The sequence below is a fragment of the Pseudomonas sp. LH1G9 genome, from assembly GCF_002949975.1.
Classification (GTDB): Bacteria; Pseudomonadota; Gammaproteobacteria; order Pseudomonadales; family Pseudomonadaceae; genus Aquipseudomonas; species Aquipseudomonas veronii.
The window spans coordinates 3,501,166-3,524,700 of record NZ_CP026880.1 but is presented as its reverse complement, the minus strand read 5'-3'; the positions used below and the strand labels follow the sequence as shown (position 1 = coordinate 3,524,700).

Sequence of the window (23,535 nt, the reverse complement as noted above, 5' to 3'; positions counted from 1 at the left end):
AAAGACCGATGAAAGTCCAAGATCGCAGCGAAATCTGCTCGAAGTACCTGTCCGATCGCAAGATCATTCGTGCCCTCCGTGGAGGCACCGAAGCCATGCGCCAGGCCGGACAAGAATACCTACCAAAAGAGCCCGGAGAGACCCCGCACGCCTTCAATAAACGCCTAAAACGCTCAGTACTCACGAATTTCATCGCCCGAGTTGTGAAGAATTTGAGTTCAAAGCCTTTCTCCAGGCCTGTGGGTGTCACGTCTGATAGCCATCCGGAGCTGGCGGAGCTGTTTGCTGGGGATATAGATGGTAAAGGAACTTCAGTGTCTGCCCTGGCGTCCGTGGTGTTCCAGGATGCGCTCTGGAACGGGACGTCGTTCTTGTGTGTTGATGCTCCAGTCGACGGTGGGCAGCCTTACGTTTATTGGCTGTCGGCTGATGACATCTTGGGCTACAAGCTTGATGAAGATGGTCGCCTGCTGGAGATCAGGATCTCGGAAATCGCCGCTGTAGAAGATGGCGAATGGGGTGAGCGCAATGTGGCCCGTGTGCGGGTGTTCAGGCGTTCCGGGGGAAAGGTAATGTGGTGCCTCTACCAGGAGTCGGATAGTGCTGACTACACCCAGGTTGAGCCGTGGCGCGACTTTGGTCTGTCGGAAATCCCGGTCATTCCGATTCACTCGAACCCAGCTGAAACTCGCGGCACGCTGTTCTGTCCGCCACCGATGATCGATCTCGCCCACATGAACGTGGCTCACTGGCAGGAATTTAGTGATCAGCGCAATATTCTTCACGTTGCTCGCGTTCCGATCTTGTTCGCGTCTGGCGTGGAGGAAGGTGTTGAGATCAAGATTGGGGTCGACAGTGCCATCGTCGCGAATGCCGGCAGTGATTTGAAATTCGTAGAGCACTCGGGGAATGCGATCAATGCGGGGCGTCAAAGCCTGCAAGATCTTGAGGGTCTCATGGCCAGCTACGGTATCGAGATGCTGCAGAACAATGGCGTTGTCGAAACGGCGACGGGACGTGCGCTCAATGCCGGCGAAAACAACAATCAGATCGCCTCCATGGCAACCGCAACAGCGTCGGCGATCGCAAAGGTATTTGAGATGTTGGCCAGGTTCTCGCGTGTAAGTGCGGCATCGTTCAGCGTCGACATCAACACCGAGTACGGAATCAACGCGTCGACTGAAGAGCTCCAGGCCTTGGCAACCGCTCGTGCCAACGGCGACCTGTCCCAGTTCGAGTACTTGGCTGAGCTGAAACGACGTGGCGTGCTCAGGAATGACTTCAGTCAGGAAGACAACGCTGACCGGCTTGCGACTGAGTACACTGCTGTTTGATCAGACGATACTATTGCGCAATCTTGCCAAGCCCCTGTCAGCTTGCCATAATTTTGTATGATAGTGGCTTTTTGACTTCGTTCTAGCTAGCTTATTTTTGTGTAAGTAAAGCTAAAAACGAATTGGGGTTCTTTTTTTGGGCAGGAAAGTATGATCTGGTCGCCATTCGTTAATATATTAGAAGGCATCGTTGATTCCTGCAGGGACTCTGTCGAACCTAAAATAGGTAGCATTGTTTACTGCGACTTGGCTTTCGGAATGGCTGAGCATTCGGGTGTTTATATTGGTAATGGTAGAATTGTTAATTTGGCAGGTACAGGAAGGATCGAGATAGTAACGCCCAAGTACTTTATATCAGGTACAACCGCCATGAATATTTACGTTTCCTGTAATGAAAAAAATTCAGTGGGGTGTTCGAGTGTGGCGGATCGCGCATTATCGATGGCTCGCCAGAAGCGTAGTTATAGGTTATTGCTAGATAATTGCCACCAGTTCACCACTGGATGTATTACTGGGGATTTTGAGAATGCAAGTAATTTTCTTTGGATGATGAAGGATGAGGCTAGAAAAGAGCTTGGGGTTAATACATGGCGCTATTGGAATGTTAAACTATTCGATTGATTTATAATTTTGCCAGATACTCCCTTGTGCCTTGATCAACTGGTTTGCCGAGCAATCCCAGGCATCTAATTACCCCTGGAATGCCTCGTCTGAGAGTTTTTATAACACCCTCGCCAAGGTTTAATCTCAACTCATAAGCATTGAAGAACTCGTTATCGCTGCCGACAAGCTCCTGGATTTGATGGATCTCAAGGCCGTCGCCTAGAATAATGGGGAAGTCTTTCATTTCCTACTTTCTTATTATTATGTGCTGCAGGTGGATTTGAAAACAAAAGGCCCGAAGCAAGGGCCGCAGGGTGTGTGTGGTCAGTTATACATCTTGGATTCATCGATCTTTGCTTTGCGCTCGAAGAATATATCTCTGATTGAGCTTCGAGTTGAGCGAGCAGGTACTACGAGCTGTAGGTACTGCTGGTCATAGTCGGGAAGTATCTCTTTGACGATGTATACGTCTTTGATCTTGCCGTTGACTATCCATTCTTCTTTCGGATCAGCTCTGAAGTCATCGTTGATCATGAATGAGTTGCGCAGCATTTTTGGAATCTCTCTTATTAGTCCGGGTCAGCCCCATACCTAAAATGTACTGTACGCATATCCAGTATCGCAAGCCCTGGCAGAAAATATTCTCGACTCGTACAACAACTGGACTACATAAAGCTGGCCTTTTGACTTTGCTGCCATTAGATTTCATAGCACTTACTATAAAGGAGCATCACCGATGTCAAAGGCAGCCGAATACAGAGCCCTGGAACGTCAGATCGCCGAACAACTGCAAGCCTTGGAAGCCCTGAAAGGCAGCGAAGCCCTGCAGCGCGAGCTCGAGTTTGAAGACAAACTGCGCAAGCTGCTCGGGGAGTACGGGTACAGTCTGCGCAACATCATCGCGATCCTCGATCCTAAAGCTAGTTCGGCTGCTGGTGTCGTAGGGGCTGGCAAGGTTGATGGGCGTAAGGCGACGCGTGCACCACGAGCAGTTAAGCGCTACGTGAACCCGCACACCAATGAGGTCGTTGAGACCAAAGGTGGTAATCACGCGACCCTGAAAGCCTGGAAGAGTGAGCATGGCGCTCAGCAGGTAGAAAGCTGGCTACAGTGAGTTAGAATGCTGGCTTCTGAGAAATCTGGAGCCAGGTAATGCCAAGGAAGACACTGATATTCGGAAACGGGTTGGGTATGGCGCTCGACCCTAGGCACTTTTCCCTGACCAATGCCATGGCGGACGTTTGGGCTGACCCCGTAGCGCTTCCTGACGTTCAAAAGCAACTGATCAGTCAGTGTGTTGGTGGAAATGGCGCTATACCTGAGAGAGAGGATCAGCTAGATCCTCTACACCTCGTCATATCGGCTTGCAAGACCCTTGCAAGCATTAACATGTCACAGCGAATGGATGTCCACTGGCTTTCCCAGGAGGGTCAGCAGTTCCCTGTGGCTGTCTCAAACTACATTCACAAAGTCGCAACGAGACTGCACCTGTACGGCGGTGAGCTGCCTCCGGCGTTTTTGGCTCCACTGATTGATTTCGTAAGAACAACCAAATCCCATGTCGCAACTTTGAATTACGACAAACTCCTCTACGGGGCCTTTCTCGATGCCAATTTGATGGCTGGGTATTTCGATACCACGCTTGTTGACGGTATGGTTGGCGGTGGGTTTAGCTCAGAAGCCCTAGAACGACGCTATGGCAATAATTACGGCTATTACCTTCACCTCCACGGGTCGCCTTTGTTTTTCGATCATCATGGTCTAGCACGCAAGCGGGAACGACATGAGCTCAATCCATTCTCGCCGGAGGGCTCTGACCATATTGTTCTCACACACGTTAGGCATAAGCGGTCAGTGATTGGTGCTTCCATGGTTCTCTCAGCTTACTGGAACTACCTGAATTTCTGCCTAAACGAATCAGAAGAAATCATCGTATTTGGTTACTCTGGCGATGACTTGCATTTGAACGACGTCATAGCTGCGTATGCCCAATCCAGGCGTGTTGTGGTTGTAGAGTGGAGCGGGTCTGGAGCAACTGAGCAGCAACGACGTTGGTTCTGGACGCAAAAACTCAAGACGAATAATCTTCAGCACTTGTATCTGCCAAATATTCTGGCTTTTAATCAGTGGTAGCATAACTATTAGTTGCGCTCTCTTTTGCTCCACATGCATAGTTGAATTATGCAGGGCATAACAATAAGAGAGCGCACCGTGAACATCAGCAAAATCTACGCAGACGCAAAAGCCGCTATTGAGCAATCCTCTGGCACTTACTTCCTTTTTCAGATCGCCCCTGATGTCGAGGATTTCTGCGTAGACGAGTGCTTCCGGTTAGCACAGCAAGACACCCGGAAGCCTGTTGATCGCCCAGACCTCCAGCAGCTCCCGAAATGGCAACAGCAGTGCGCCGCTGCGTGCTTGGCTGAGTTTCATGCCTGCCTTTCTAGAATCGCCCAGGAACGCCTGGAGCGCCTGAAAACCGCCTAATTCCCAGCACCCCATGGCCTGGCACCCCCGCTGAGCCCTTGACATTCCTACCCCCAATTGCCAATCTGTCAATAACTGCCATGATATTGAGAGCTGGCCATGCTTACCTTCATCACTCCGAAAGACCGGCTCCTACTCAAGCTTTTGAAGCCAAAAGTCGCGGCTTGGCGGTGGTTTGCGAGGGCTAAAGGGCTTGTGGGCATTTCGGCTGAAAGCCACGAGTTTCTAGAACGTGCGCTTAACGACCAAATCGAGAACTATGACAGCTACTCGATGATCGGGGGCTTCAAGTTTGAGGGTGGTCAGTACCTTTTGAAGCTGCAGACAGCAGATGGCGTTGTGCATCGCTACTGCTCGTCGCTACTAGAGGTTGCTGTGATTGTGAGTTTTAAGTTTAAAGTGTGGAGCGGGCCAGTTCTTAGTTTTACTCCTCCGTTCTCAACTGCAGCTCTTAATGCCACTGGCCCAAATGACTTCATTGCGCGATTTCTTGGGTTGCTGAGAGAAGAGCGGCTTGATCAACTTCGACGGCTCTGGCTCACATATCTGACTACTGAGCGGGATAGCGATTCTTCCAGGCGCTCACAGGTTAAATGTATTGCCGGGATTCTATCTGGGAATTACGAGTCTGCTCATGCGGGAGCGGATGTCGGGGAAAGGTTTTCTGCTGACCTGGTGAGCCTGGGGATTGACAAGAAGAAGGCCTATAACGAGATCTTCGATCTGATGCATCCTTTGATTCTAAAAGAACTGCAGTTGGACAGGCCTCACGCTTATCACTTATACCCAATTTGCGAGAGCGAGGATGAGTTACGTCGACTCTTGGGCGGGGATATGGGTTTTCTTCGCAATAGAGTTGCATTAATGAGTGCTGAGCAGCGCGAATATATGTTTGGGTCGGAGCTGGGGCTGTGATGTACCTACAAAACATCATCAGATTCTGCTCGCCAGCAGATGTAAGATGTGAGAAGGGTCAGTACTACTTTGGTCAAATGGAATTTAGCAAGTTTATAGATTTGTTTAGATATGTAGAACTGGTCTACTCGTTTTCTGAAACCACAACTTTTGTTGATTGGGATTTTGAGTATCTTGCTGCGACTCTTGATCAAGTGCTTGAGCAAAATGCAATCACAGATGACCTGGAGTTTCTTGATTTTATAGTGGGCCGGATCTTCGAAGTGCACGGTCGTAATGAAGCCCTGGATGCACTAGCCGGAAAACTATATTGGTGTTTAAGAAATAGTGATGTCGACGCAGCCTGCAACGCCCTTGCTGGCTATTTCCAACAAGCTTCCGGGGGCGAGAATGCGTTTGTCGGTAGTTAGATACTTGCAATGGTTATTCCCAGCATTACTCAACACCCATGATGGTTATGTTCGCTATGATGGCCAGAAATATAAGTCTGAGCGGGATCTGATTATTGTTTTGTACTCAAATTTCCTGGCGTTGCCTGAAAGTTATTATCGGGAGCGAGGGTTTGACAAGGTTTGGGCGCTGGTTGACTTGATTGCTGATGAGGACTTGCTCTTTCATGAGCTGGGAAATGAGGTTGCTGGGGTTGCGTGGCGGCAGGGGTTTGTGGGAAGGCTGGACAAGATTCTTATTGCCAAGGAAAATGCGGCAGATGAGTATTACTGGGGCCTGCGTAGCGGTAGCGAACTGGCTCTTATGAAATTTGCTCTCAGGTATATGGGTAAGTTTAAGGATATGATCTACGGAGGAAGTATGAAATCACTTATCCAGAGCTTTCATGACAAAAAGCGTGAGGAATTCATTCGTCGATATCGCCTGGTTAATCCTGAGCGTGCAGAGATTCTTGATGAGTGCAAGACCGAAGGGGAGTGCGATAAGTTTTTGAAGAATGATAAGGAGTTCATGCAGGTTCTTCGGCAGAGGCTGATGGATGTCGGGAAGTTTGAGTCGATTGACTATCTAACTGGAGCTGACCTTGGTAAGTAATTTGGTTAAGAAAAACTGCTTTTTGTGATACGGAAGTTGCAGCTAGAATTCAAAGGCTATCTTCCGCATCGCTTGAGGCGTTGATCAGATAGCCGGCTTGACTTGGGCCTGGCAGTTGAGTTTGTAAGAGAGCACTGGTGGTATGTTTCCCCCGTGAGCTGCATGCCATGTTTTTCTAGCAGTCTCTTTGATGGGCAAACTGTAGTCCATTACACCACTGATTCTATTAATGGAAATAAATGTCCCGGTCTGATAGGCCCCTTCGATTTTGTTGCCAGAATCTGATGTGACTGAAAATACTTTGTGGCTTTCTTCCGGGGAGATGATCGTCTTATCCGTGAGATTTACTTCCCAGGTCTTTGGTGGCTCGACAAACAAGCCGATAATTCCTTGCTCAAGCGCATCTTGAATGAACTGCTCTCGCGGGTTCTTGGGCGCTACTTTGTAGGCATCTGGGATATTGAAACTTGACCCAGAAATCTGTTGGCAGTTCAAGAAAATGGACTCAGCGAACGCGCTTGCTGGCAGCGTTGCGAACACCAGCGCTGCGATCTGTACTTTTATCATCAAAAATCCTTTTACCCTTGTGAGCTCTGATGGCGTGGCGCCAGTTTACACGCCTCCGGTGGTCATATCGTAGCCGATCTAAGCTATTAGTAACTGCCATGATATTGACTGCTAGTCAGCTCATGAGTAATAATGAAGCATAAAAACAATAATAAAGAGTGACCCCTTATGACCTCAAAATTTTTGGTCGAGCCCGTGGTGGTATGCGACGAGTCCACTCGGCATCTGTGCGCAACCTATCTGTGCGGGGGGTACGACAAAGCCAAGAATTTCTACCCAGGCGCCTCAGGGTTTTTCAGGCGAGAACGTGGGAAGGCCCTTCGCGACTGGGGCATAGAAGCTGAGCTGGGAGATCACGGGTGCTGGCAGATTTTTAAGGCCATGACCCGTTACCTGCTCACATCAGGACGCTTCAAATATCGGCATACGACATATGAGTTCCGCGTCGATGCTTTTGACGACCGTACGCTAGACGCTCTCACATGGGAGGTTCTAGCCCAGATCAATGAGGACTGACATGCGTGATCCAGCAGCCGACCTGGTGTTTCAACACTTCAGAGCCCGCAACTTGGCAGGGCTCCAAGGCATCCGCCATCATCTGGACAAGCACGAGCTGCAAGCGGGGACAGTTCAGCTCCTGGCAGACATCGCCGATCACCTGCAGGCCCAGGGCTTTGATGGCAAAAGCAAGCCGCTGGACGATGGTTATCGGGAGATGCTGCTGGAGCTGTCGACGATGATCGGGCCTGTAGCGGTGCTGCTGGGGACTCAGCGGGGGGCTCCGATTTCCGGGGATTACGAGCTTGTGCGGTGCCTGCTTAACCAGCTCGCTGAACACCAAGACGAGCTGATCGTTGAGCAAATTCCCTCTGCATTGATGAATTCGCAGTTTAACGTTGGCATGTTGCTGGTTCGGTTTTACCTGCACAAGCTACCAGCGGGGCGAAAGCCGGAGCGGAAGTTGACGGCCATGGAGTTGTACCAGGCATTTGAGGCGTTGGATGAAGTTGTCCCGTTTAATAGCCAGGGCAATGAAGAATTGGTGGCATTGGAGATCATGAGGCTGATGCTGGACACCGGTTTTGTTCACAACGTTCTATATAGAGCACAGACCGGGCGCTTCGTACCTAGCCAGTATTTCTATAATGCACTCAACCTACTTAAGCCATCTGAGCAACAGTTTCTTAAGCAATTCCATGCGCGTAAAAAAGCATGAAAAATATTTGCATTTGTCCCCCTTTGTGTGTTTGGCATTGATATAATGAGATATACCAATAAGAAAACAAAATCCCTTGGGGGGACTAATGTTTCAAGCAAGCAAGCTCGTAAGCCTCATTCGATTCGGTGAAGACGAAGTACCACCACTCGACTTCAATGCCTTGCAGGAAAACCCTGCTTTCCTAGACTTCTTAAAAGCTCATGTAGAGAAGGAAGTCACCCCACTCAAGAGCAAAAACGCTGATCTTCTTAACGAGAAGAAAACTCTGGCTGAGCGCATGAAGGCCTTTGAGTCTGGCATCCAAGAAAAAGATGACTTGGAAGCAATGAAGGCTGGCAAGCTTGATCTCCAGACTTTGCTCGACAAGCGAATCAATGCCAACAGTGCAACATGGCAAGAGAAGCTGGCAGCTGAACAGGCTGAGAAAGAAGATCTACGCAAAGCTGTTGACGGCGAAAGACTCAAGCTCAAGCAGTTCCAGATCAAGCAAAGCATTGGCCAGGTGGCGCTCAAGAACGAGTTTTTCCATCCTTCGGCTCTTGATGACCTGATGTCGGTTGCAGGCAACACATGGCAGCTCAATGACGCAGGCGAGCTCGTGGCTCGTGACCCAAGCGGCAACGTAGCGATCGGGAAAAATGGCAGGCCTCTAACCCCTGACGAGTGGATTTCCGGGCTAACGGCCACGAAACCGCATTACTTTAAGCAAATGCCAGGTTCCGGCTCCAGAGGCGTCACAGGAGCTGGAAAAGCCATCAGCACAGCAGAATGGCAACGCACCCTGATCGCGGCAAGCGCAGAAGAAAAGAAAGCCTTGCTCGCAAAAAGAGCCTCAGGCGAGATCGTCATCAACTGATCTACTTCGGGGCTTTCGGGCCCCTCCGGTTGTGCCGGAACCATCACGCCTTGTGGGCTGATGCCGTGTTAAAACTCCTTATCCATCACCAAAAAAAACAATAAAAACAGGTGAAGTAATGACTGCAATGCTCCCGCTCCTGGCCCTTGTTCGCCACGGCAATGACACTGAAGCACTAATGACCGAGGTGATTCTGCCCTTGGCCATCGATCGACTCTACGGCCAGCTGACGATGCCCCATCTTGTCAGTGTCGATACAGCCGATGAGGCAAAAAATCACGGTGATACGATCCGAATCGCAAAGCCCATCGAATTCTCGGATGCTGAAGACCATCCAACCGATTCGGCTGGCTCGCAGTCTGAAGACATCACTGCCGGCAAAGTGGACGTGAAACTTGATCGTCACCTTTACAAGCAGTTCGCGATGAAAGACGCTGAGTTCCTGGCGCATGCGAACTCGCTGACTCTGCCGTCTGCTGCTGCCGCTGCTGTTGACGCAATTGGTCGTACCGTCAACAAAAACCTGTTCGCGCTGTACAAGGACATCCCGTACATCTCGGGCAACCCGGCTTCGACCGCTGGCCGCGACAAGTCCGATCTGATCGGCGCTCGGAAGGAAATGCAGAACCGCAAAATCCTGAACGGTCGCAGCATCGTTCTGACATCGGACACCGAAGCAGACCTGCTGCTGGAGTTCAGCAAGATTAACGAGAGCGGCGACGCGAACGTGGTCAGCCAGGGCCTGATCGGTCGTAAGTATGGGTTTGATCTGTACTCAGACGTTCAAGCTCCATATCACATCGCTGGCTCCGCTGCTGCTAACGCTGGCATGACCCTGTCTGCTCAGGCTGTCGCTGGCTCCACCACGCTCGCCCTGGCCGGCGTAAACGGAGCGACTTTCCTGAAGGGCGACGTGATCTCGGTTGCTGGCAGCCACCAGACTTTCGTAGTCACCGCCGACACCACTGGCGCTGCTGTTCCAGTCTACCCAGCAGTTCTTGAAGCAATCGCCTCGGGTTCTGCTGTCAGCGTCCTCGGCGATCACCCGATCGACCTAGCCTTCACCAAATCCGCGTTCCTGATCGCCTTCCGCAACCTGGAAGTGCCTGAAGACGCTGCTGGCGTGAACATCGCGCAGATGACTGACCCACGCACCGGGATCTCGCTCCGGATGCTTCGTTGGTACGAGCCTCGCACAGAATCCACTCAGTGGAAATTTGAAACACTGTGCGGCCTCAAGACCGTCAGCCCAGAACGCGCCCTGCGCCTCGGCGGACACTGACAGAGGCTGGGCCCTCCGGGGCCCTTTTTCTTACCATTAACAACTAATCGCCATGATATGTTCCACGTGGAACACGAGCATTTGAGAACAAAAATGAAGCCCGAAGTATCGGTAAATGCACTGCAGCTGGGTGATCACAGGGTGTTTGTGGACGCTGGATCGCGAGCAGAAGCGCACTGGCTTGGCCTGGGGTATCTGTACGTCGGCGGCACTGTCGAATCTACTCCTGGTGAACCTGAGCCCGTTGCTGAAAAGCCGAAGCGTCGGGGTCGCAAGCTTGCTGTCGAGGTTGCTGCGGATGACTAAGCGTCCAGGGTTGTTCACTGCCCAGACCCGCGAGAGAGAGCCGTTGCCAATCGTTGCTCCGGCTGAGTTGCTGGGTCGGAAAGAGCTTTCTGGGGTTGACGTGCTCGTGTCTGCGCCTTGTGAGTCGGAAGCTGCGTATCTGTTTTGCAAATCGCTGATCCACGTCTGCGTTGGCGGCGCTGTTAGCACTGACTCATCTCCTATCGATGCCCGTGGTGGGTCGTTCATTGCCGTTGATCGTGGCGCCGTGCTCCAGGTGCGGCTGATGGATGGCGAAGAGACCGCGAGCTGCTGGGTGCACGCAGTCAAATGATCAAAAACATCGGCCCTGCAGCGCTCTTAGGTCTGCGACTGGCGCCGAAGCAAGCCCACTTATTCGAAGCCCCTGTCGTTGATGCAGTGCTGTTTGAAATGACAGCAGGCAGCTACACGGGTGAGCACACAGACGATTTAGAGCAGCTATTTTATGAGTTCGAAGAAGACAATCAGTGACTTGCCAAGCTGGTCTGGCGACCCAAGCATGCGCATGCACGTACACAAGCCAGGGAGCTCTCAGGCACTGACCTTGAGCGAGTTTGCGGGCCTAATCACTACCGGCGAAGGCCTGCAGGTTGGTGATGTGATTTTGCGGCCAAACGGGTCGTACAGCGATGCCCTTGAATGCGATGGGAAGTTGAGGCCAACGGCTGATTTCCCGGTGCTAGCGGGCAAGCTGAACATCGGGGCTTTCGGGACAACGCCGATCAGTGTCAACGCAAACAGCGGCACCAGGTTCGGTACGGCCAACGTGTATGGCATCGCCCAACTGGGTCGGGTCAAAGTAGCTGGTGAGGCCGGGCAGAACAGAATCTACGTCGACAACGTCCTGAGCTCCTCGATCGCCCAGAGCGGCCAGGCTAATGCTGTGTTTCTGAAGTCCGAGAAGGCCCTGTACTTTAAGGAGCGCAAGGCCTCTGGGGCTGAGTCCGTGTACGCAGTAAGCAAGGAAGGTTTGGCATCGATCGTCTGGACAGCTGCTGGGCTTACTGATGTTGTTGGGGTTGTGTCTCTCAATGCCTCGGTCGACGTTGTGTTTATCAAGACCTCTACCGCTGTGATTGCTGTGCGATACGACACGACTTCGGTGAGCCTCGGCGTGCAGATCGGGGCTCTTGATGCGCAAGGATCAGTGACCCCGATCGTATGTCAGTCCGAGAACGGTAATGTGTACTTCGCTGGGGTTGCTGCTGGGACTCAGGGGCTGCACAAGCTCACAGTTACTGCCAATGCCGTGAGCCCATCTCTGGTTGTTGCCGGTGCTTATGTGCGCCTGGTGGGCGGCAAGTCGAACTACCTGTTGTACGGAACCGGCAACCTGGAATTTAGGCTCAATGCTGAAGACGATACGAGCGTGAAAGTCGTGATGCCAGCCAGTTACTACAGCGGCCTGACCTACGGGGCCTCCTTCGTCGTCCTCAACGGTATAAACGGTGCCAGGCCAGTGATGAGTTTCGACGGCGGCAGCAGCTGGGAAAACGTGCCTGAGATGACTGGATATCGCGCTGTCGACTACGACCACACGGTGGGTGAACTTATCGTTGCGGGTAACGTGGGCACGGCGGGATCGGTGAATGGGCAGTCTGGCTCGATGCAGAACAACGCAATGAATTTCACTTCTAACGTGGTCTTCAGAACTCCTAAAATTAACAGTGGAGTCTCGGGGCTCAAGGCGTATATCAAGACATGAAAATCACATACAACGCCGCTACTGGCTACGTGACCGCGCTCACTGATTCCAGCCTGCCGAGCCTGCCAAGCCTCGATATCCCAGAACTCACCGACTACCTCGAACAGCTCAACACCGGCTTGGTACCGCGAGTCGTCGATGGCGAGCTGATCTGGGAGACCGACAAGGCCGCAGCTTGGGACATGATTCGCACGCGTCGGGATGAGCTTCTGGTGTGCGCTGATCACGCGCTGAACATTGTCTACGACGAAGCCCGCATCGCCCAGGCAGATCCCGACCAGGAACGGATTCGGGCAATTGCTGAGTACAGGCAGGCCCTACGGGACATCACGCTTGCTGCCGATCCTCAGGCAGTTGTTTGGCCGCAAAAGCCCTGGGCCTGAGTGTCCGTCTGATACGAAACTGCTATCATCGCGCTAATTTTTTGCATGCCAGCAGAGACGTATGAAAAGCAAATATTTCGCGATTCCACTTGCCGCGCTGATGGCCTCCGGTTGCTCGAACCTAAAGTCAGTGTCTCCCGAGGAAGCCAACCAGGTCATAGCAAATCTCCAGGGGCCAGGCAGTCCTGAACCTGCGAAACGGATCGAATGGTTGCAGCCTGCAAACAAAAAAGAGTCGTGCAAGATCTACTTTGAGGGCAATGCTTCAGAAGTTGCCGTCATTGAGAAGGCTTACTGGGACGGTAACTGTAAAGACGGGTACGCATACGGGCTTGGCAGGGAGTTCTTGATTCGAGATGTTGACACTGGATCGTGGATCTCGACATACCCAGGCGGGCAGAATAAACCCACTTACCACTCAGTGAGTAACTACACCTCTCAATCCTTCGGATACGGTGACCCCGAGAAGGGTATGTCGGGTGTCGGCAAAATAGGTAATGCAACTACAGGTGAGAACTATAATCAGATTTTGACTATCCAGTCTGGTGGTGATGTCTATTTTAAGAACTTCTCTGTAGCTAGCGGCGAAATTTCGTACGGGAAACTCTACGCGAGTGGCTATGCCATTGGAGTTCAAACGCAAACTAATCCCGCTAGCCAGGTGCTTTCAATCAGTGGCATCAAGAAAGCTGGTCAGTTTTACGGATATGGGATTGTCACGTATCGGAATGGCGTTGTAGAACATAAAAAGGTTGAGCCGCAGGGAATCGTGCCTGCCAAGCTTCCAGGCTCATACATTGCCTTCCTGAATAACCTCGGGGCTGAGATTACAGCGAAGCTGGCTGCTGCAGAGCAGAATGCCAATGAATCTTACAGAAAGGTCGAGGCATACAAGCAAAAGTTCTGTGCCGCTCCGAAAAGCAGTTTTGAAGAGCCTGCGCACTACAGAGATATTTGCCAGGAACAGGGTGATGTTACAGCTATTTACGGTCGAATGATGGCACTCAGTAGTGACCGGAATGCAAGATTCGAAAGGTCTGTGGAGAGCCAAAGGCAAATGGCAGTCCAGGCCGCGCAGATCCAGGCGATCAACAACCAGACCGAAGCAATCAATAACCAGACGCTCACAAACAGCTTAAACAACCTGAATAATACGATTCAGCAGAACAACCAGCGTCTGCAGCAAAACACATATCTAAATCCCGTAACGCCTAATTTCGGAATCAAGCCTACTTATCAGACCAACTGCTACAACTTTGGCGCGGTTACTCGTTGTAATACGCAGTAAGGCATTGCTGGAAGTAAAGCCACATGCCCAGCGGTGTGTGGCTTTTTCGTTTCTGATGCCCACACTTGCAAGATGGCACATGTTACAATGAGTTAAAGGCCATAGAGCCCTTACTGACAACAATAAGAAGAATAACCATGTCAGCAACTCCTCCGGCGCCAACCAACGCCAGCAGCCTCGTCATTTCCCTTTACGCCCTAATTCCACTTCTATCCCTAGTAGTTAGCGGTGTATGGGCATATTCAGGGTTAGACAAGAAAATCGAACTGCTTGATCAGCGTGTCGATATCGTCTCGGCTCAAATCCAGACTTATCAGATTGAGCGCAAGGAAGACAGTAAGCGCATTGAAGACAAACTCGACAAGATCAGCGTGCGGATCGATGCCCTGATTGTTAAGGGGGTGTCGAAATGATCGCAATAGTATCTGCAATCTTTGGATTCCTGGGGCCGTTTGTTCCCAAACTTTTCGACATGTTCCAGGCTAAGCAGGATCACACTCAAGAAATTGAGTTGATGAAGCTGCGTATGGAGTCAGCCTCATCTGAGCACATGTGGAGGCTTGAGGAGATCAATGCCAGGGCTGACATTGCTGAAGCTGTTGCCGTTCATAAGCCCGAAGAGTCATATGCCGATAAGCTGATCAGCTCTGTTGGTGGTGGGACATTGCCAAACTGGGTCAAAGCTTATGTGGCACTGGTGGGCGTGCATGTGGACTTCGTGATCCGCATGTGTCGGCCATTGATCACGTATGCGATGGTGGCTTTCTACATGTCGTACAAAGTTGCCGTATTTCACGCGATTGAGGCTGCAGGCCTAACTGGGTTTGATGCGCTGAAGAGCTCGTGGACTGAATTTGACGAAGCGATGTTGGCCGCGATCATGGCATTTTGGTTTGGCGGTCGAATCCTTCAGCGTCACACGAAGGCTAAGTAATGACTGGCTCTCTGCTGGAACAAGCCGTTGAGATCGCGGCCAGGCTTGTGAGCCGTCCGGAGTTTGATGGGCTGCACGATCCTGATCGCTCCACCGCGTTGATCGAGCCATATTACGACCCAGTCGGCTTGCCCACCATTGGTTATGGCCACCTCCTGTCGCGGACAGCATGGGCGCCTCTGCATCAGTTTCCGGCGATCTCAGTTGCCCAGGCTGAGGCGCTGCTTAGGGCTGACCTAATGAAGGCTGCAGGGGCGGTGATGAGGATGGTAAAAGTCAAACTCAATGCTAATCAAATAGCCGCCCTGATCGACTTTGTCTTTAACTGCGGCGCCGGGAATTTTGAGATCTCGACGATTCGCAAGGTGATCAATCGAGGTGACTTTGCTTCGGTGCCAGCGCAGCTGATGAGATGGGTTTATGCCAAGGGTGTGCGGCTGCCTGGGCTTGTCAAACGCCGCAAGGCTGAAGCTGCGCTCTGGACGGCCTGATGAAAAAGGTCTCAGCCAAAAAGATCATTGGACGCCAGATCCAGCTTCGCGGGCAGTACACGCGCATTGCCAGGGGGGCCGTAGCTCAGCTGTACCAGTTGCGGGCGCAGGTTGCCGAGGAACTACGGGCCGACGTGAAGCCTGGCGGCATTCTCAGTGCCTACAGGCTAAAGGCAAAGCTCAAGACAATCGATCGAGCGATAAGTGATCAGTACAGCGCCATGGAAGTGGATCTCGTTGATGAGTTGACCGACCTGTACAAATCCCAGGCTGACTGGAACGAAGAGGCTTTCGAAGTCGACATCGGTGGTGCGCAGACAAGCGAGGACTTCATTCGATCGTTCATCGAGTCCGATCCCTTTGATGGCAAACTTTTGAAGGAATGGGTCAGCGAGCAGAGCTTGGCTACACAGAATGCGGTCAAGCGGGCTGTTAGATTGGGGGTGGTTAACGGGCTGCCGGTGAGCAAGATCGTCGATGCCATTGTCAGTGATCCTGTGAACCCGTTCACTGCCAGTCGCAGGAATGTTGAGATCCTGGTGCGGACGGCGGCGGCCCATGTCACTGCGAATGCGGACATTATCGGGTTTCAGGAGGCAGGGGTTAAGCAGTACCAACTGAGCTCCGTTTTGGATACTCGAACCACACTGATTTGCGCTTCGCTGAACGGCAAGAAATTCAAAGTTTCAGATCCCAAGAGAAAGGTGCCTCCATTTCACCCTGGCTGTCGCACTACGATGATCGCAATGTTTGATCTGGATGATGAGCCAGTACCAGGTACCTTCGACGATTTCTTAAAGGGTCTGGATGAAGACGATCAGATGAAGATCCTCGGCCCCACTCGATTCAGGATGTGGAAAAAGGGTATGCCGCTTGATGGTTTCGTTGATCAGGACTCCCATCACGTCATTCCTTTGAGTGAAATGAAAGGCATGTCACTGTCATAAAAAGCGTTTCTCTTAACCAAAAGAATCCTACTTCCACCCTCAACCCCCTCTCTTCTATTTAAAAAGAGAAGGTACCGTTGAGGGTAAAGAGGCCAGGTTAGGAGCCCATAAGCCCCAGATAACTTTGGTTAAGAAAAACTGTGTACGCAACCTACCTTGATTACACCTCAGAATTCCCGAATGACCAGCTACCCAGCGAAGGCGAAGCTAGGATCATCCGCGCCATCGAGAAGGCCTCCCGGCTCGCAGATAGCTACGTTCGGTCTGCCGGCCTTGATGCCCCACTCACCGACGTCGAAGCGATCGAAGACATCAGAGGCTTCGTTTTGGACATCGCCAGGTATTACCTGTGGAACGAGAACCCCACGGACGAGCAGCGCCTCAGGTTTGAAGACGCCAGGCGATGGTTCGAAGGCTTGGGCACTGGCCGCAACCGCATCCGCACAGCAACTCAGGAAAGCCGCAAATCAGGGTTTCATAACGTTCGGCTGATCCGGTCATGATTACCGCAGCCAGCCAGCCCATCACCCTGGAGGTCGACACACGGGCCCTACAAGAGCTCGTAAGCAAGGTCAGGCACCTCGGCCCCGCAAACCCTTACGTGAAAAAAGGCCTCAATCAGATTGGAGTCCGCTGGATTGCACGAGTCAAAACCTGTTTCCAGCGCGGAGTAGATCCCTACGGCAATCCATGGGCGCCTATTCACCACCGCCAAGGCCAGCCGCTCCTCGATTCAGGGCGACTCCGCAACAGTATCAAACACAACGTGCGCGGCACCAACCTAGAACTTGCAAGCAACTTGATATATGCCGATAATCACCAATACGGCATCACTGTTAAACAAAGACGGTACCTTCCAGACAAAACCGGACTTCCAAAAGCCTGGCTCGCCGAATATCAAAATATCCTCTTGCAAAATCTCGAAAACGCCCTGGCTACTACTCCGCCTGTGATAAAATAAGAAGAAAAACATGGCAATCACAGAAACCCTAGAAGCCTACAAAACCCTCATTGAGAATTTGCCATCAAAACCGAAGGTGGATCTTTTTTCTGGCAAACTAGCAGACGAAACCTTGAAGAATATTTCACTGCAGGGCGATCAGTGTTATGTGCTCCTGGCTTGTGGTGGCGGCCCCATTGTTGCTGACACTCCAAAAATGTACTGTGATGCCATCTTTGGTGCGTTCATTATCTCTAGGGCTGATCAGGACACAAAGGGTATTTCCCGTCGTGCAATGAGTTTGGGTGTTGAGATTTCAAAGGTACTGAAGAAGTATCGTGGCGTAACCAGTAGCAACCCAAACTTACCAAAAATCCAGTCATTCGAAGAGCTTCTGTCTGGATTCAAGGCGTCAAACAACAATTTTAGCGCCTGGCAACTTGCATGGACGCATTATGTAGCGTTCGATTAATCTACCAACACCAAAAAAATAAGAACAAAGGTGATTACATGTCTGTAAACGTAAAAGACACTAGCATCGGCTGGATCGGCAATGGCGCAATCCTTATTTCCGTGCTCGATGATAACGACGAGCCTACTGGTGGCTTCACTGCTGTCGCGCACTCGTCATCGGCTGTATTGGCCCTGACGTCTGATAAAGTCGAGATGCAGGACACCACTTTTGGCACTCTGTCGACTGCGAAGAGCAAGGTCATCAAGAACACTGGCGAGCTCACAATTAACGCCAAGGATTTTAATTCTGAATTGATGCGTCTGGCGCTATTTGGATCGCTGACCAAAGACGCCGCCGTAGCGTCGAAGGTCTGGACTGGCAAAGCCTACCTGGGCAAGAGTGTCGTCGTCCCTGGCGTGATCGCATCTGTGACCACCATTACCGTTGGCGGCGAGCCACTGGATGCCGGGCTTTATCGTGTCTCCGGTGGCTCCATTGAGTTCGACGCAGACTCTGGTTTCGAGGACGGCGCAGTGATCGAGGTCACGTATGCTAGCAAGGCCACCACTCGCCTCGAAGGCCTTGTGAACAGCGGCATCAACGTCCAAATTGTTTTCGATGGGTTCAACCTTGCCGAAGACGATCGCGAAGTGAAGGTCACGTATCACAAAGTCTCTCTGTCCCCCGCAGCCCAGCGTCAGCTCATCACCAGCGACTACGGCGAACAGGAAATCAAAGGCACTCTGCTTGCGTCCAAAGCCGTGAGCGGCAGCGGTCTGTCGAAGCTGTTCAAAGAAGAGTATGCATAACCACCTGCATTCCAGAAAGGCCGGTCACTGACCGGTTTTTTTTGTTAGGATGCCTTCAAATATTCAGTGCATAAGGACATGGAATGCAAGTGGTTCCACACGCAGATAGACACCATTGGGCTATGAGCATGGGCTGGGTGATTTACTCTGTTAATGAAATCGATTTTCAGCTGATATTTGTTTATGGGGTTCTCACTGGCCAAGAACTCCCGATAAGCCTACCGAATAATTGGAATAAAAAGACAACAGACGAGCGTGTCAAGGTTATAGGTACGCTAGCGGAGGAGCTACCACCATCCCCCGCAGTATCAAGAATAATAAATATGTGCAAACAAATTAAGAGCTTGCTTGATAAAAGAAACCATATCGCCCATGGGGTCTTAGCTATGGTTGGTGGTGGCCATATGAAGATGATTAAGTATGATAAGTCGGGGCAGGTTCACGAAATGGACTATAGCCAGATCTTGCAAGCTCGCGAAACTGCAAACATGATTTGCGAAGGCATAAATATATTGACATTGCATTGTAGAAATCCGGAGTTTATAGCTCCTTACAAGCCTGGCGAAGATATTAATACCTGGATGATCACTCCAAAAGATCAATTCGCATCAGACCAGTAAATCGGATACCGGCCCAGTTGGCCGGTTATTCTTTCAGGTAGTACAAATCAGTGATTGTACTTGAACCAGATCTGTCTTGCCGCTGCAGTACACCACGATTCCTTGAACGCCTCCAGGTTCGAGAACTCCCTCTCAAGCCCAGCCCTGGCATTCAAGCAGAAGCCCTCAATGCACCCCTGATCTGCAAGCTCATCCAGCAGATTGGCTTCAATGAACTCAGCCAGCTCATCAATCCTTTCACGCTCGTAAGAGAGGTCATTGCGCTGTGCGACCTTGCGCTTGCACATGTACTCTGTAACTTCCTGAAGAGACATCGACATCATTTGCGAATCAGTAAGCATCGGCGGGATATCAGTGCGAGCATCAAACATGGCCATTCTCCTCGTCCAGAGCGAGTGACCTGTATTCCTGCAGGGCCTCTTCTACAACCCAATCCATTTCTGGCGGAATAATGAGGTCAGAGCCGATAGACTCCACTTCCTTCCGGAATTCGACGAAGTTACAGGCTTCTGAGTTCAAGGCAATATTCCGAACTGCTGCGCGGATCTCATCCTTCGTTGCGTTCAGCTCAGGGTCATATTCGATATCGTTCATTTCAAATCTCTCTCTTGTTGTGCATTGCTTACATCTTCAATACTACCGATGCCTATCATGCCGCGCCAGTAGACATCTCCAGCAATTGCGGTATACAACGAAAATAGTTCTACCTCGATTTTCTTTGTTGTCAAACTGGGTTTGGCCCACGGGGGGGGGCTGAGTTAGGTATAATGAAGAAAAGCCACACATAATAATAAGAAGAATCTATGGCACTCTCCGATCTCGTGATCCCCTCGCGCCCGATTACTATTACTCAAGCATCTGCAGAAAAGCCAGAAGTCACTATCGATGTGTTCGGGCTGAATACCGAAGACTTCATTTATCTTGTTGATGGCTACAAAGACGCCCTGGGCGCTATTTTTCTGCGTAACGTAAAAGAGTCACTTGCTGACCCTGATGTATCGAAAGAGATCTTGATGAGCTTTCCGGGGTTTGCTGCTGCGTGTGTTGCATGTGCTTGCAAACAGCGTAGTGCCGAAGAGTATGTTCGAAATCTACCTTTCCCCATCCAGCTTGAGTTGCTGGCGACAGTCTTTGCGCTGACGTTTCCTGATGGCCTAAAAAAAAGTCTGGAAAAGCTGCTCCCGACGATCTTACCGCTGCTCAAAAAGTAGCTCAGTTCGAAGCGTCGAGGAAAAAATCCAAGCCTACCGAAGAACAAGATCCAGAGCAGTTTGCGCTTGTTCTTATTGAATGTTGCGAACTGTTGATAGCCAATGGTCATGCTGGCCTCAACCCTTACCAGTATTCGATTAAGCGCCTGTTGCACTTAGTGGGTATCCATAAAGATCGTCTGCGCGATCAGCTGATGACCAAGATCATTGCTGACCACATGAGCCGCATCGCTATTGCCACGAGCGATGGCAAAGAGTTCAAAAATCTAATCGACCAACTTAGCCAAAAAGAAGAATAAGAAATGGCAGGTTCTACAATTATTCAGCTCGTCCTGCGGGCTCGCGACGACATGTCCAAGGGTCTTGGTAGCGCAACTGCCAAGATCACCGCACTTATTGCTGCATTTGCCGGCGCAAGTGCCATTAAAGAAACGGTAGGTCAGCTTACAGAGCTTGACGTTGCAGCAAAGCGCTTGCAAGTAAGCGTTGAGGATTTGACTGCTGCTCAGTACGCTGCATTCAAAACAAGCGGAGTCGGGGCTGAGCAGTTTGTTGACGCGCTAGAAGAAGTTCGTATCAAGATTGAAGAGATGAACTCAATTCAATCTGGTGGTGCCATCGACTTTTTCCAAGTCATGAAGACGTCTAGCGAAGCGTTCATGAAGCTGAACCCCCTAGAGCAGCTTCAGAAAATCTCGGACACTATGAAGGGTATGTCTTCTAGTGCCCAGTTTACATTCCTCGATCAGATCGGCTCGGACAACCTACGAAACCTGCTGCCGCTACTCGAAGACGGATCAGGCAAGTTCAAGGATCTGATGGCGCAGGCCAAGGCAGCCGGGTACACCCTGAGCAGCTTGGATACGAAGAACGTCGAGCAGCTCAACCGCACGTTCAACGAGCTTTCCACCTCGATATCTACCAGCTTCAAGAAAGCGGTGGCTGACGCTGCCCCAGAATTCACCGCCCTGATTCAAATGATGCTGCAGGGCACGACCGATGTTAAGACCGGTGTTGACGAACTTGGCAGCTCTGGCCGCGAGCAATTTCGTAGCATCGTGAGTGCTGCAGGCCAAGCATTCGCAGCTTTTGGGCGTGTTGGTGACGCGCTGTACTCGATCTTTTTCGCTATCGCAAAAGGGGCCGCTGACACTGCCGGTGTGTTCGCGCTCGGTTTTGATCAGATCCTGACGTACCTCGGCAAGTTCGTGGGCAGCTTCGTCACGTTCTACCGCAAAGCGTTTGCTGATGTGCTGGGCTTGGTCGGCAACTCGTTTGTCCCTGGCATTCAAGCACTGCTGAACAAGATCCCCGGCAGCCTCGCAAGCTCTATGTCGAGCTCATTGGACAGCGTCAGGAGCTACATCAACAGCTCGATCGCCGACCTAAATCAGCCGGTCAACAGCGACTTGGGCGGGGGCATTTTTAAAGACTTCGCTGCACAAGCAGAAGGAGCCTCGAAAACCCTCGACAAGCTCGGGCAGGAAGCAGTCAGGGCCACGCTCACTGGTGTCGGCGGCATCAGCGGTGCGATCTCAACAGCGACAGACAAACTGCTTGATGCCGGCGCGGCGATCGAGGCTCAGAACAAGGCATTGGTCGATCAGGATGCAGCACGCGCAAAGCTTGGTATTAGCAAAGGCGGCGATGCCAAAAACTCACTGACAAATACCCAAACTGCAGCAAACCTCGCAGCAACCCAGGCGAAGCTCCAAGCTGATCTCGCGAAGATGGCCATCGACAAAACCATTGAGTCGATCCAGACCCGCCAGCAGCTCGAAAACAAGGCCCTGGATAATCGCGTAACTGCAGAAAAACTCACTGCCGGCGAGGTTGCTGATGCCCGCTTAGCAATCGATTTGAAAGCAAACCGGGAGATCGGCGATCAGCGCAAAGCGAGCATCGGTGAAGACCTGAAAGTGCTACAGGCGCAGCTCTCGGCACAGCAAAAAGTCCTGGGCCAGTCGACTATAGATAGTGAGCGCGGTACGGCTCTTGGTGCGATCGCAGACATTGAGGCTCAGATCAGCGTTAAGAAGCAAGAGCAGGTCAACCTGACGTCGCAGCTCGCGAACCAGGAAGCGTTGCTGAAGGCTGATCGTGCCTCTGCTTTGGCTGATTCTCAAGCTCAGGTGCAGGCCATCAAAGACCAGCTGGAAGTCGATTTGCTGCGCATTCGCGGCTCTGACTACAAAGCCGATCTGCTTGAGATCGAACGCGATTTCGCTGACACCAAACGCATTTTGGAAGCCATGGGTGAGGACTCGACGGCTGCTGCAGATCTGGTCGCGGCAAAGAAAGCGAAAGCAGAGTTGGATGAGATTGACCGGCAATACGCTGCCCTCAAGAGAAAGCTTGAGAACAATCAGATCTCGTCGAAAGACTATCTGACTCAAGTGAATGCCCTTGGCGAACGAGGTCAGAAGGCCTCTGAAACCACGGGTAATCAGGAGGATGTCGATCGAACCAAAGACAGCCTGGAGGCTGCAAAGTCGGAAGTCTTTTCGTTCGACAAGACCTGGAAAGATCTGCAGTCGAGTATGTCTACCGGCCTTGGTGATGCATTCACCTCGATCATTTCCGGTAGCAAATCTGCAAAAGAGGCGTTCGCTGACATGGGTTCGGCGATGATTAGCACGATCCTGCAAGTAATCGCCCAGCTCATGGTTCAGTACGCGATTCAAAGCATGATGGGCATGACAACCGGGGGTGGCTCAACAGCAGCTGGTGGCCTAGCTAGCCTGTTCGGCAAAAAGCACGGTGGCGGCGTGATCGGAGCCCCAGGAGGCATGTCTGGCTACGTATCACCGCTGGCGTTCGCAGGAGCTCTAAGATTCCACACGGGCGGTGTGATTGGCCTTAGCCCAGACGAAGTTCCAATCATTGCTCAGCGTGGCGAAGAGATGCTAACAGCCCAAGATCCAAGGCATCGAAACAACATCAATAAGGGAAATAGCGGCACAGGTGGTGGTGAGCAAACCCGTGTGACGATCAACAACGTCTTGGACTCCCCGTCGATTGCTTCAGCTCTTGAAGGCCCTGATGGCGAGCGAGTAATTATGAACCACATCCGCGCAAATCGCTCCGAAATCAAGAGCATGTAAGTGCTATAATAAATA

At 51.5% G+C, this 23,535-nt stretch carries 32 protein-coding genes; 27 read left to right on the top strand and 5 right to left on the bottom strand.

The window, feature by feature from the left end; all coding sequences use genetic code 11:
* Positions 1-8: 8 nt before the first annotated feature.
* Together C5F70_RS16320 and C5F70_RS16315 are read left to right on the top strand one after the other, a co-directional pair.
* Entirely contained in the window at positions 9-1,334 is a 1,326-nt protein-coding gene (locus C5F70_RS16320; RefSeq protein WP_256588291.1) for a DUF4055 domain-containing protein, read from the top strand.
* Between the two features lie 258 nt (positions 1,335-1,592).
* Complete coding sequence (locus C5F70_RS16315; protein WP_104904569.1) at positions 1,593-1,955, top strand: lecithin retinol acyltransferase family protein; 363 nt, start codon at positions 1,593-1,595, stop codon at positions 1,953-1,955.
* Between the two features lies 1 nt (position 1,956).
* Here the strand turns inward: C5F70_RS16315 and C5F70_RS16310 are convergent, their stop codons facing one another.
* Both C5F70_RS16310 and C5F70_RS16305 read right to left on the bottom strand, forming a co-directional pair.
* Entirely contained in the window at positions 1,957-2,181 is a 225-nt protein-coding gene (locus tag C5F70_RS16310; RefSeq protein ID WP_104903727.1) for a hypothetical protein, read from the bottom strand.
* A gap of 80 nt (positions 2,182-2,261) precedes the next feature.
* The gene (locus C5F70_RS16305; protein WP_104903726.1) at positions 2,262-2,489 is read right to left on the bottom strand and encodes a hypothetical protein; all 228 of its coding nucleotides are present in this window, start codon (positions 2,487-2,489) and stop codon (positions 2,262-2,264) included.
* Positions 2,490-2,673: 184 nt separating this feature from the next.
* Between C5F70_RS16305 and C5F70_RS16300 the strand changes: the two genes are divergently transcribed.
* From C5F70_RS16300 to C5F70_RS16275, 6 genes are all read left to right on the top strand, one after another.
* Entirely contained in the window at positions 2,674-3,051 is a 378-nt protein-coding gene (locus C5F70_RS16300; protein WP_104903725.1) for a histone-like nucleoid-structuring protein, MvaT/MvaU family, read from the top strand.
* A 38-nt stretch (positions 3,052-3,089) separates the two neighbouring features.
* Positions 3,090-4,070, top strand: a complete 981-nt coding sequence (locus tag C5F70_RS16295) for an SIR2 family protein (RefSeq protein WP_104903724.1) — start codon at positions 3,090-3,092, stop codon at positions 4,068-4,070.
* 78 nt (positions 4,071-4,148) lie between these two features.
* Positions 4,149-4,424, top strand: a complete 276-nt coding sequence (locus C5F70_RS16290; protein WP_158683864.1) for a hypothetical protein — start codon at positions 4,149-4,151, stop codon at positions 4,422-4,424.
* A gap of 99 nt (positions 4,425-4,523) precedes the next feature.
* The gene (locus C5F70_RS16285; protein WP_104903722.1) at positions 4,524-5,339 is read left to right on the top strand and encodes a hypothetical protein; all 816 of its coding nucleotides are present in this window, start codon (positions 4,524-4,526) and stop codon (positions 5,337-5,339) included.
* Positions 5,339-5,749 (top strand): hypothetical protein, encoded by a 411-nt coding sequence (locus tag C5F70_RS16280; protein ID WP_104903721.1) that lies wholly within the window; start codon positions 5,339-5,341, stop codon positions 5,747-5,749. Before C5F70_RS16285 ends, C5F70_RS16280 begins: the two co-directional genes overlap by 1 nt.
* The gene (locus C5F70_RS16275) at positions 5,730-6,383 is read left to right on the top strand and encodes a hypothetical protein (RefSeq protein WP_104903720.1); all 654 of its coding nucleotides are present in this window, start codon (positions 5,730-5,732) and stop codon (positions 6,381-6,383) included. Before C5F70_RS16280 ends, C5F70_RS16275 begins: the two co-directional genes overlap by 20 nt.
* A gap of 84 nt (positions 6,384-6,467) precedes the next feature.
* Here the strand turns inward: C5F70_RS16275 and C5F70_RS16270 are convergent, their stop codons facing one another.
* Entirely contained in the window at positions 6,468-6,950 is a 483-nt protein-coding gene (locus tag C5F70_RS16270) for a hypothetical protein (protein ID WP_104903719.1), read from the bottom strand.
* A gap of 517 nt (positions 6,951-7,467) precedes the next feature.
* Here C5F70_RS16270 and C5F70_RS16260 point away from each other — a divergent pair.
* The 16 genes from C5F70_RS16260 to C5F70_RS16180 all read left to right on the top strand — a co-directional run bounded on the left by C5F70_RS16260 (position 7,468) and on the right by C5F70_RS16180 (position 19,205).
* Positions 7,468-8,166: a hypothetical protein gene (locus tag C5F70_RS16260; RefSeq protein ID WP_104903717.1), complete on the top strand. Its 699-nt coding sequence runs from the start codon at positions 7,468-7,470 to the stop codon at positions 8,164-8,166.
* Between the two features lie 88 nt (positions 8,167-8,254).
* Positions 8,255-9,025 carry a hypothetical protein gene (locus tag C5F70_RS16255; RefSeq protein WP_104903716.1) on the top strand — a complete coding sequence of 257 codons (771 nt, stop codon included), beginning with the start codon at positions 8,255-8,257 and terminating at the stop codon, positions 9,023-9,025.
* Between the two features lie 118 nt (positions 9,026-9,143).
* Positions 9,144-10,307: a P22 phage major capsid protein family protein gene (locus tag C5F70_RS16250; RefSeq protein WP_104903715.1), complete on the top strand. Its 1,164-nt coding sequence runs from the start codon at positions 9,144-9,146 to the stop codon at positions 10,305-10,307.
* Between the two features lie 615 nt (positions 10,308-10,922).
* On the top strand, positions 10,923-11,105 hold the full coding sequence (locus C5F70_RS16240; RefSeq protein WP_104903713.1) for a hypothetical protein: 183 nt from the start codon (positions 10,923-10,925) through the stop codon (positions 11,103-11,105).
* 73 nt (positions 11,106-11,178) lie between these two features.
* Positions 11,179-12,339, top strand: a complete 1,161-nt coding sequence (locus tag C5F70_RS16235) for a hypothetical protein (RefSeq protein ID WP_158683863.1) — start codon at positions 11,179-11,181, stop codon at positions 12,337-12,339.
* Positions 12,336-12,722 carry a phage tail assembly chaperone gene (locus C5F70_RS31160; protein ID WP_256588290.1) on the top strand — a complete coding sequence of 129 codons (387 nt, stop codon included), beginning with the start codon at positions 12,336-12,338 and terminating at the stop codon, positions 12,720-12,722. Before C5F70_RS16235 ends, C5F70_RS31160 begins: the two co-directional genes overlap by 4 nt.
* A 61-nt stretch (positions 12,723-12,783) precedes the next feature.
* Positions 12,784-14,010 carry a hypothetical protein gene (locus C5F70_RS16225; protein ID WP_104903711.1) on the top strand — a complete coding sequence of 409 codons (1,227 nt, stop codon included), beginning with the start codon at positions 12,784-12,786 and terminating at the stop codon, positions 14,008-14,010.
* Between the two features lie 137 nt (positions 14,011-14,147).
* Positions 14,148-14,423, top strand: coding sequence for a hypothetical protein (locus C5F70_RS16220; protein ID WP_104903710.1), 276 nt, complete (start codon positions 14,148-14,150; stop codon positions 14,421-14,423).
* A complete protein-coding gene (locus C5F70_RS16215; protein WP_104903709.1) occupies positions 14,420-14,944 on the top strand; it encodes a hypothetical protein in 525 nt (174 codons plus the stop codon). Before C5F70_RS16220 ends, C5F70_RS16215 begins: the two co-directional genes overlap by 4 nt.
* Complete coding sequence (locus tag C5F70_RS16210; RefSeq protein WP_104903708.1) at positions 14,944-15,435, top strand: lysozyme; 492 nt, start codon at positions 14,944-14,946, stop codon at positions 15,433-15,435. The genes C5F70_RS16215 and C5F70_RS16210 overlap by 1 nt, the downstream gene beginning before the upstream one ends.
* The gene (locus tag C5F70_RS16205) at positions 15,435-16,382 is read left to right on the top strand and encodes a minor capsid protein (protein ID WP_104903707.1); all 948 of its coding nucleotides are present in this window, start codon (positions 15,435-15,437) and stop codon (positions 16,380-16,382) included. Before C5F70_RS16210 ends, C5F70_RS16205 begins: the two co-directional genes overlap by 1 nt.
* Before the next feature lie 140 nt (positions 16,383-16,522).
* Complete coding sequence (locus C5F70_RS16200) at positions 16,523-16,885, top strand: phage protein Gp36 family protein (protein ID WP_104903706.1); 363 nt, start codon at positions 16,523-16,525, stop codon at positions 16,883-16,885.
* On the top strand, positions 16,882-17,343 hold the full coding sequence (locus C5F70_RS16195) for a phage virion morphogenesis protein (RefSeq protein WP_104903705.1): 462 nt from the start codon (positions 16,882-16,884) through the stop codon (positions 17,341-17,343). Before C5F70_RS16200 ends, C5F70_RS16195 begins: the two co-directional genes overlap by 4 nt.
* Before the next feature lie 10 nt (positions 17,344-17,353).
* Positions 17,354-17,794, top strand: coding sequence for a hypothetical protein (locus C5F70_RS16190; RefSeq protein ID WP_104903704.1), 441 nt, complete (start codon positions 17,354-17,356; stop codon positions 17,792-17,794).
* Positions 17,795-17,832: 38 nt separating this feature from the next.
* A complete protein-coding gene (locus C5F70_RS16185; RefSeq protein WP_104903703.1) occupies positions 17,833-18,585 on the top strand; it encodes a hypothetical protein in 753 nt (250 codons plus the stop codon).
* 83 nt (positions 18,586-18,668) lie between these two features.
* The gene (locus tag C5F70_RS16180) at positions 18,669-19,205 is read left to right on the top strand and encodes a hypothetical protein (protein ID WP_104903702.1); all 537 of its coding nucleotides are present in this window, start codon (positions 18,669-18,671) and stop codon (positions 19,203-19,205) included.
* A 47-nt stretch (positions 19,206-19,252) separates the two neighbouring features.
* Here the strand turns inward: C5F70_RS16180 and C5F70_RS16175 are convergent, their stop codons facing one another.
* Together C5F70_RS16175 and C5F70_RS16170 are read right to left on the bottom strand one after the other, a co-directional pair.
* Positions 19,253-19,576 (bottom strand): hypothetical protein, encoded by a 324-nt coding sequence (locus C5F70_RS16175; RefSeq protein ID WP_104903701.1) that lies wholly within the window; start codon positions 19,574-19,576, stop codon positions 19,253-19,255.
* Positions 19,569-19,799 (bottom strand): hypothetical protein, encoded by a 231-nt coding sequence (locus tag C5F70_RS16170; RefSeq protein WP_104903700.1) that lies wholly within the window; start codon positions 19,797-19,799, stop codon positions 19,569-19,571. The genes C5F70_RS16175 and C5F70_RS16170 overlap by 8 nt, the downstream gene beginning before the upstream one ends.
* A gap of 209 nt (positions 19,800-20,008) precedes the next feature.
* Between C5F70_RS16170 and C5F70_RS16165 the strand changes: the two genes are divergently transcribed.
* The 3 genes from C5F70_RS16165 (at position 20,009) to C5F70_RS16155 (ending at position 23,520) form a co-directional block, all read left to right on the top strand.
* Positions 20,009-20,416: a hypothetical protein gene (locus C5F70_RS16165; protein ID WP_104903699.1), complete on the top strand. Its 408-nt coding sequence runs from the start codon at positions 20,009-20,011 to the stop codon at positions 20,414-20,416.
* 92 nt (positions 20,417-20,508) lie between these two features.
* On the top strand, positions 20,509-20,715 hold the full coding sequence (locus C5F70_RS16160) for a hypothetical protein (RefSeq protein WP_104903698.1): 207 nt from the start codon (positions 20,509-20,511) through the stop codon (positions 20,713-20,715).
* 3 nt (positions 20,716-20,718) lie between these two features.
* On the top strand, positions 20,719-23,520 hold the full coding sequence (locus C5F70_RS16155) for a phage tail tape measure protein (RefSeq protein WP_104903697.1): 2,802 nt from the start codon (positions 20,719-20,721) through the stop codon (positions 23,518-23,520).
* Positions 23,521-23,535: the final 15 nt, after the last annotated feature.

Excerpts from the sequence above, each read along its gene's own strand:
- C5F70_RS16320 (WP_256588291.1), top strand. The coding sequence starts at position 9 with ATGAAAGTCCAAGATCGCAGCGAAATCTGCTCGAAGTACCTGTCCGAT.
- C5F70_RS16315 (WP_104904569.1), top strand. The coding sequence starts at position 1,593 with ATGGCTGAGCATTCGGGTGTTTATATTGGTAATGGTAGAATTGTTAAT.
- C5F70_RS16310 (WP_104903727.1), bottom strand. The coding sequence starts at position 2,181 with ATGAAAGACTTCCCCATTATTCTAGGCGACGGCCTTGAGATCCATCAA.
- C5F70_RS16305 (WP_104903726.1), bottom strand. The coding sequence starts at position 2,489 with ATGCTGCGCAACTCATTCATGATCAACGATGACTTCAGAGCTGATCCG.
- C5F70_RS16300 (WP_104903725.1), top strand. The coding sequence starts at position 2,674 with ATGTCAAAGGCAGCCGAATACAGAGCCCTGGAACGTCAGATCGCCGAA.
- C5F70_RS16295 (WP_104903724.1), top strand. The coding sequence starts at position 3,090 with ATGCCAAGGAAGACACTGATATTCGGAAACGGGTTGGGTATGGCGCTC.
- C5F70_RS16285 (WP_104903722.1), top strand. The coding sequence starts at position 4,524 with ATGCTTACCTTCATCACTCCGAAAGACCGGCTCCTACTCAAGCTTTTG.
- C5F70_RS16280 (WP_104903721.1), top strand. The coding sequence starts at position 5,339 with ATGTACCTACAAAACATCATCAGATTCTGCTCGCCAGCAGATGTAAGA.
- C5F70_RS16275 (WP_104903720.1), top strand. The coding sequence starts at position 5,730 with ATGCGTTTGTCGGTAGTTAGATACTTGCAATGGTTATTCCCAGCATTA.
- C5F70_RS16270 (WP_104903719.1), bottom strand. The coding sequence starts at position 6,950 with ATGATAAAAGTACAGATCGCAGCGCTGGTGTTCGCAACGCTGCCAGCA.
- C5F70_RS16260 (WP_104903717.1), top strand. The coding sequence starts at position 7,468 with ATGCGTGATCCAGCAGCCGACCTGGTGTTTCAACACTTCAGAGCCCGC.
- C5F70_RS16255 (WP_104903716.1), top strand. The coding sequence starts at position 8,255 with ATGTTTCAAGCAAGCAAGCTCGTAAGCCTCATTCGATTCGGTGAAGAC.
- C5F70_RS16250 (WP_104903715.1), top strand. The coding sequence starts at position 9,144 with ATGACTGCAATGCTCCCGCTCCTGGCCCTTGTTCGCCACGGCAATGAC.
- C5F70_RS16240 (WP_104903713.1), top strand. The coding sequence starts at position 10,923 with ATGATCAAAAACATCGGCCCTGCAGCGCTCTTAGGTCTGCGACTGGCG.
- C5F70_RS31160 (WP_256588290.1), top strand. The coding sequence starts at position 12,336 with ATGAAAATCACATACAACGCCGCTACTGGCTACGTGACCGCGCTCACT.
- C5F70_RS16225 (WP_104903711.1), top strand. The coding sequence starts at position 12,784 with ATGAAAAGCAAATATTTCGCGATTCCACTTGCCGCGCTGATGGCCTCC.
- C5F70_RS16220 (WP_104903710.1), top strand. The coding sequence starts at position 14,148 with ATGTCAGCAACTCCTCCGGCGCCAACCAACGCCAGCAGCCTCGTCATT.
- C5F70_RS16215 (WP_104903709.1), top strand. The coding sequence starts at position 14,420 with ATGATCGCAATAGTATCTGCAATCTTTGGATTCCTGGGGCCGTTTGTT.
- C5F70_RS16210 (WP_104903708.1), top strand. The coding sequence starts at position 14,944 with ATGACTGGCTCTCTGCTGGAACAAGCCGTTGAGATCGCGGCCAGGCTT.
- C5F70_RS16205 (WP_104903707.1), top strand. The coding sequence starts at position 15,435 with ATGAAAAAGGTCTCAGCCAAAAAGATCATTGGACGCCAGATCCAGCTT.
- C5F70_RS16195 (WP_104903705.1), top strand. The coding sequence starts at position 16,882 with ATGATTACCGCAGCCAGCCAGCCCATCACCCTGGAGGTCGACACACGG.
- C5F70_RS16190 (WP_104903704.1), top strand. The coding sequence starts at position 17,354 with ATGGCAATCACAGAAACCCTAGAAGCCTACAAAACCCTCATTGAGAAT.
- C5F70_RS16185 (WP_104903703.1), top strand. The coding sequence starts at position 17,833 with ATGTCTGTAAACGTAAAAGACACTAGCATCGGCTGGATCGGCAATGGC.
- C5F70_RS16180 (WP_104903702.1), top strand. The coding sequence starts at position 18,669 with ATGCAAGTGGTTCCACACGCAGATAGACACCATTGGGCTATGAGCATG.
- C5F70_RS16175 (WP_104903701.1), bottom strand. The coding sequence starts at position 19,576 with ATGTTTGATGCTCGCACTGATATCCCGCCGATGCTTACTGATTCGCAA.
- C5F70_RS16170 (WP_104903700.1), bottom strand. The coding sequence starts at position 19,799 with ATGAACGATATCGAATATGACCCTGAGCTGAACGCAACGAAGGATGAG.
- C5F70_RS16165 (WP_104903699.1), top strand. The coding sequence starts at position 20,009 with ATGGCACTCTCCGATCTCGTGATCCCCTCGCGCCCGATTACTATTACT.
- C5F70_RS16155 (WP_104903697.1), top strand. The coding sequence starts at position 20,719 with ATGGCAGGTTCTACAATTATTCAGCTCGTCCTGCGGGCTCGCGACGAC.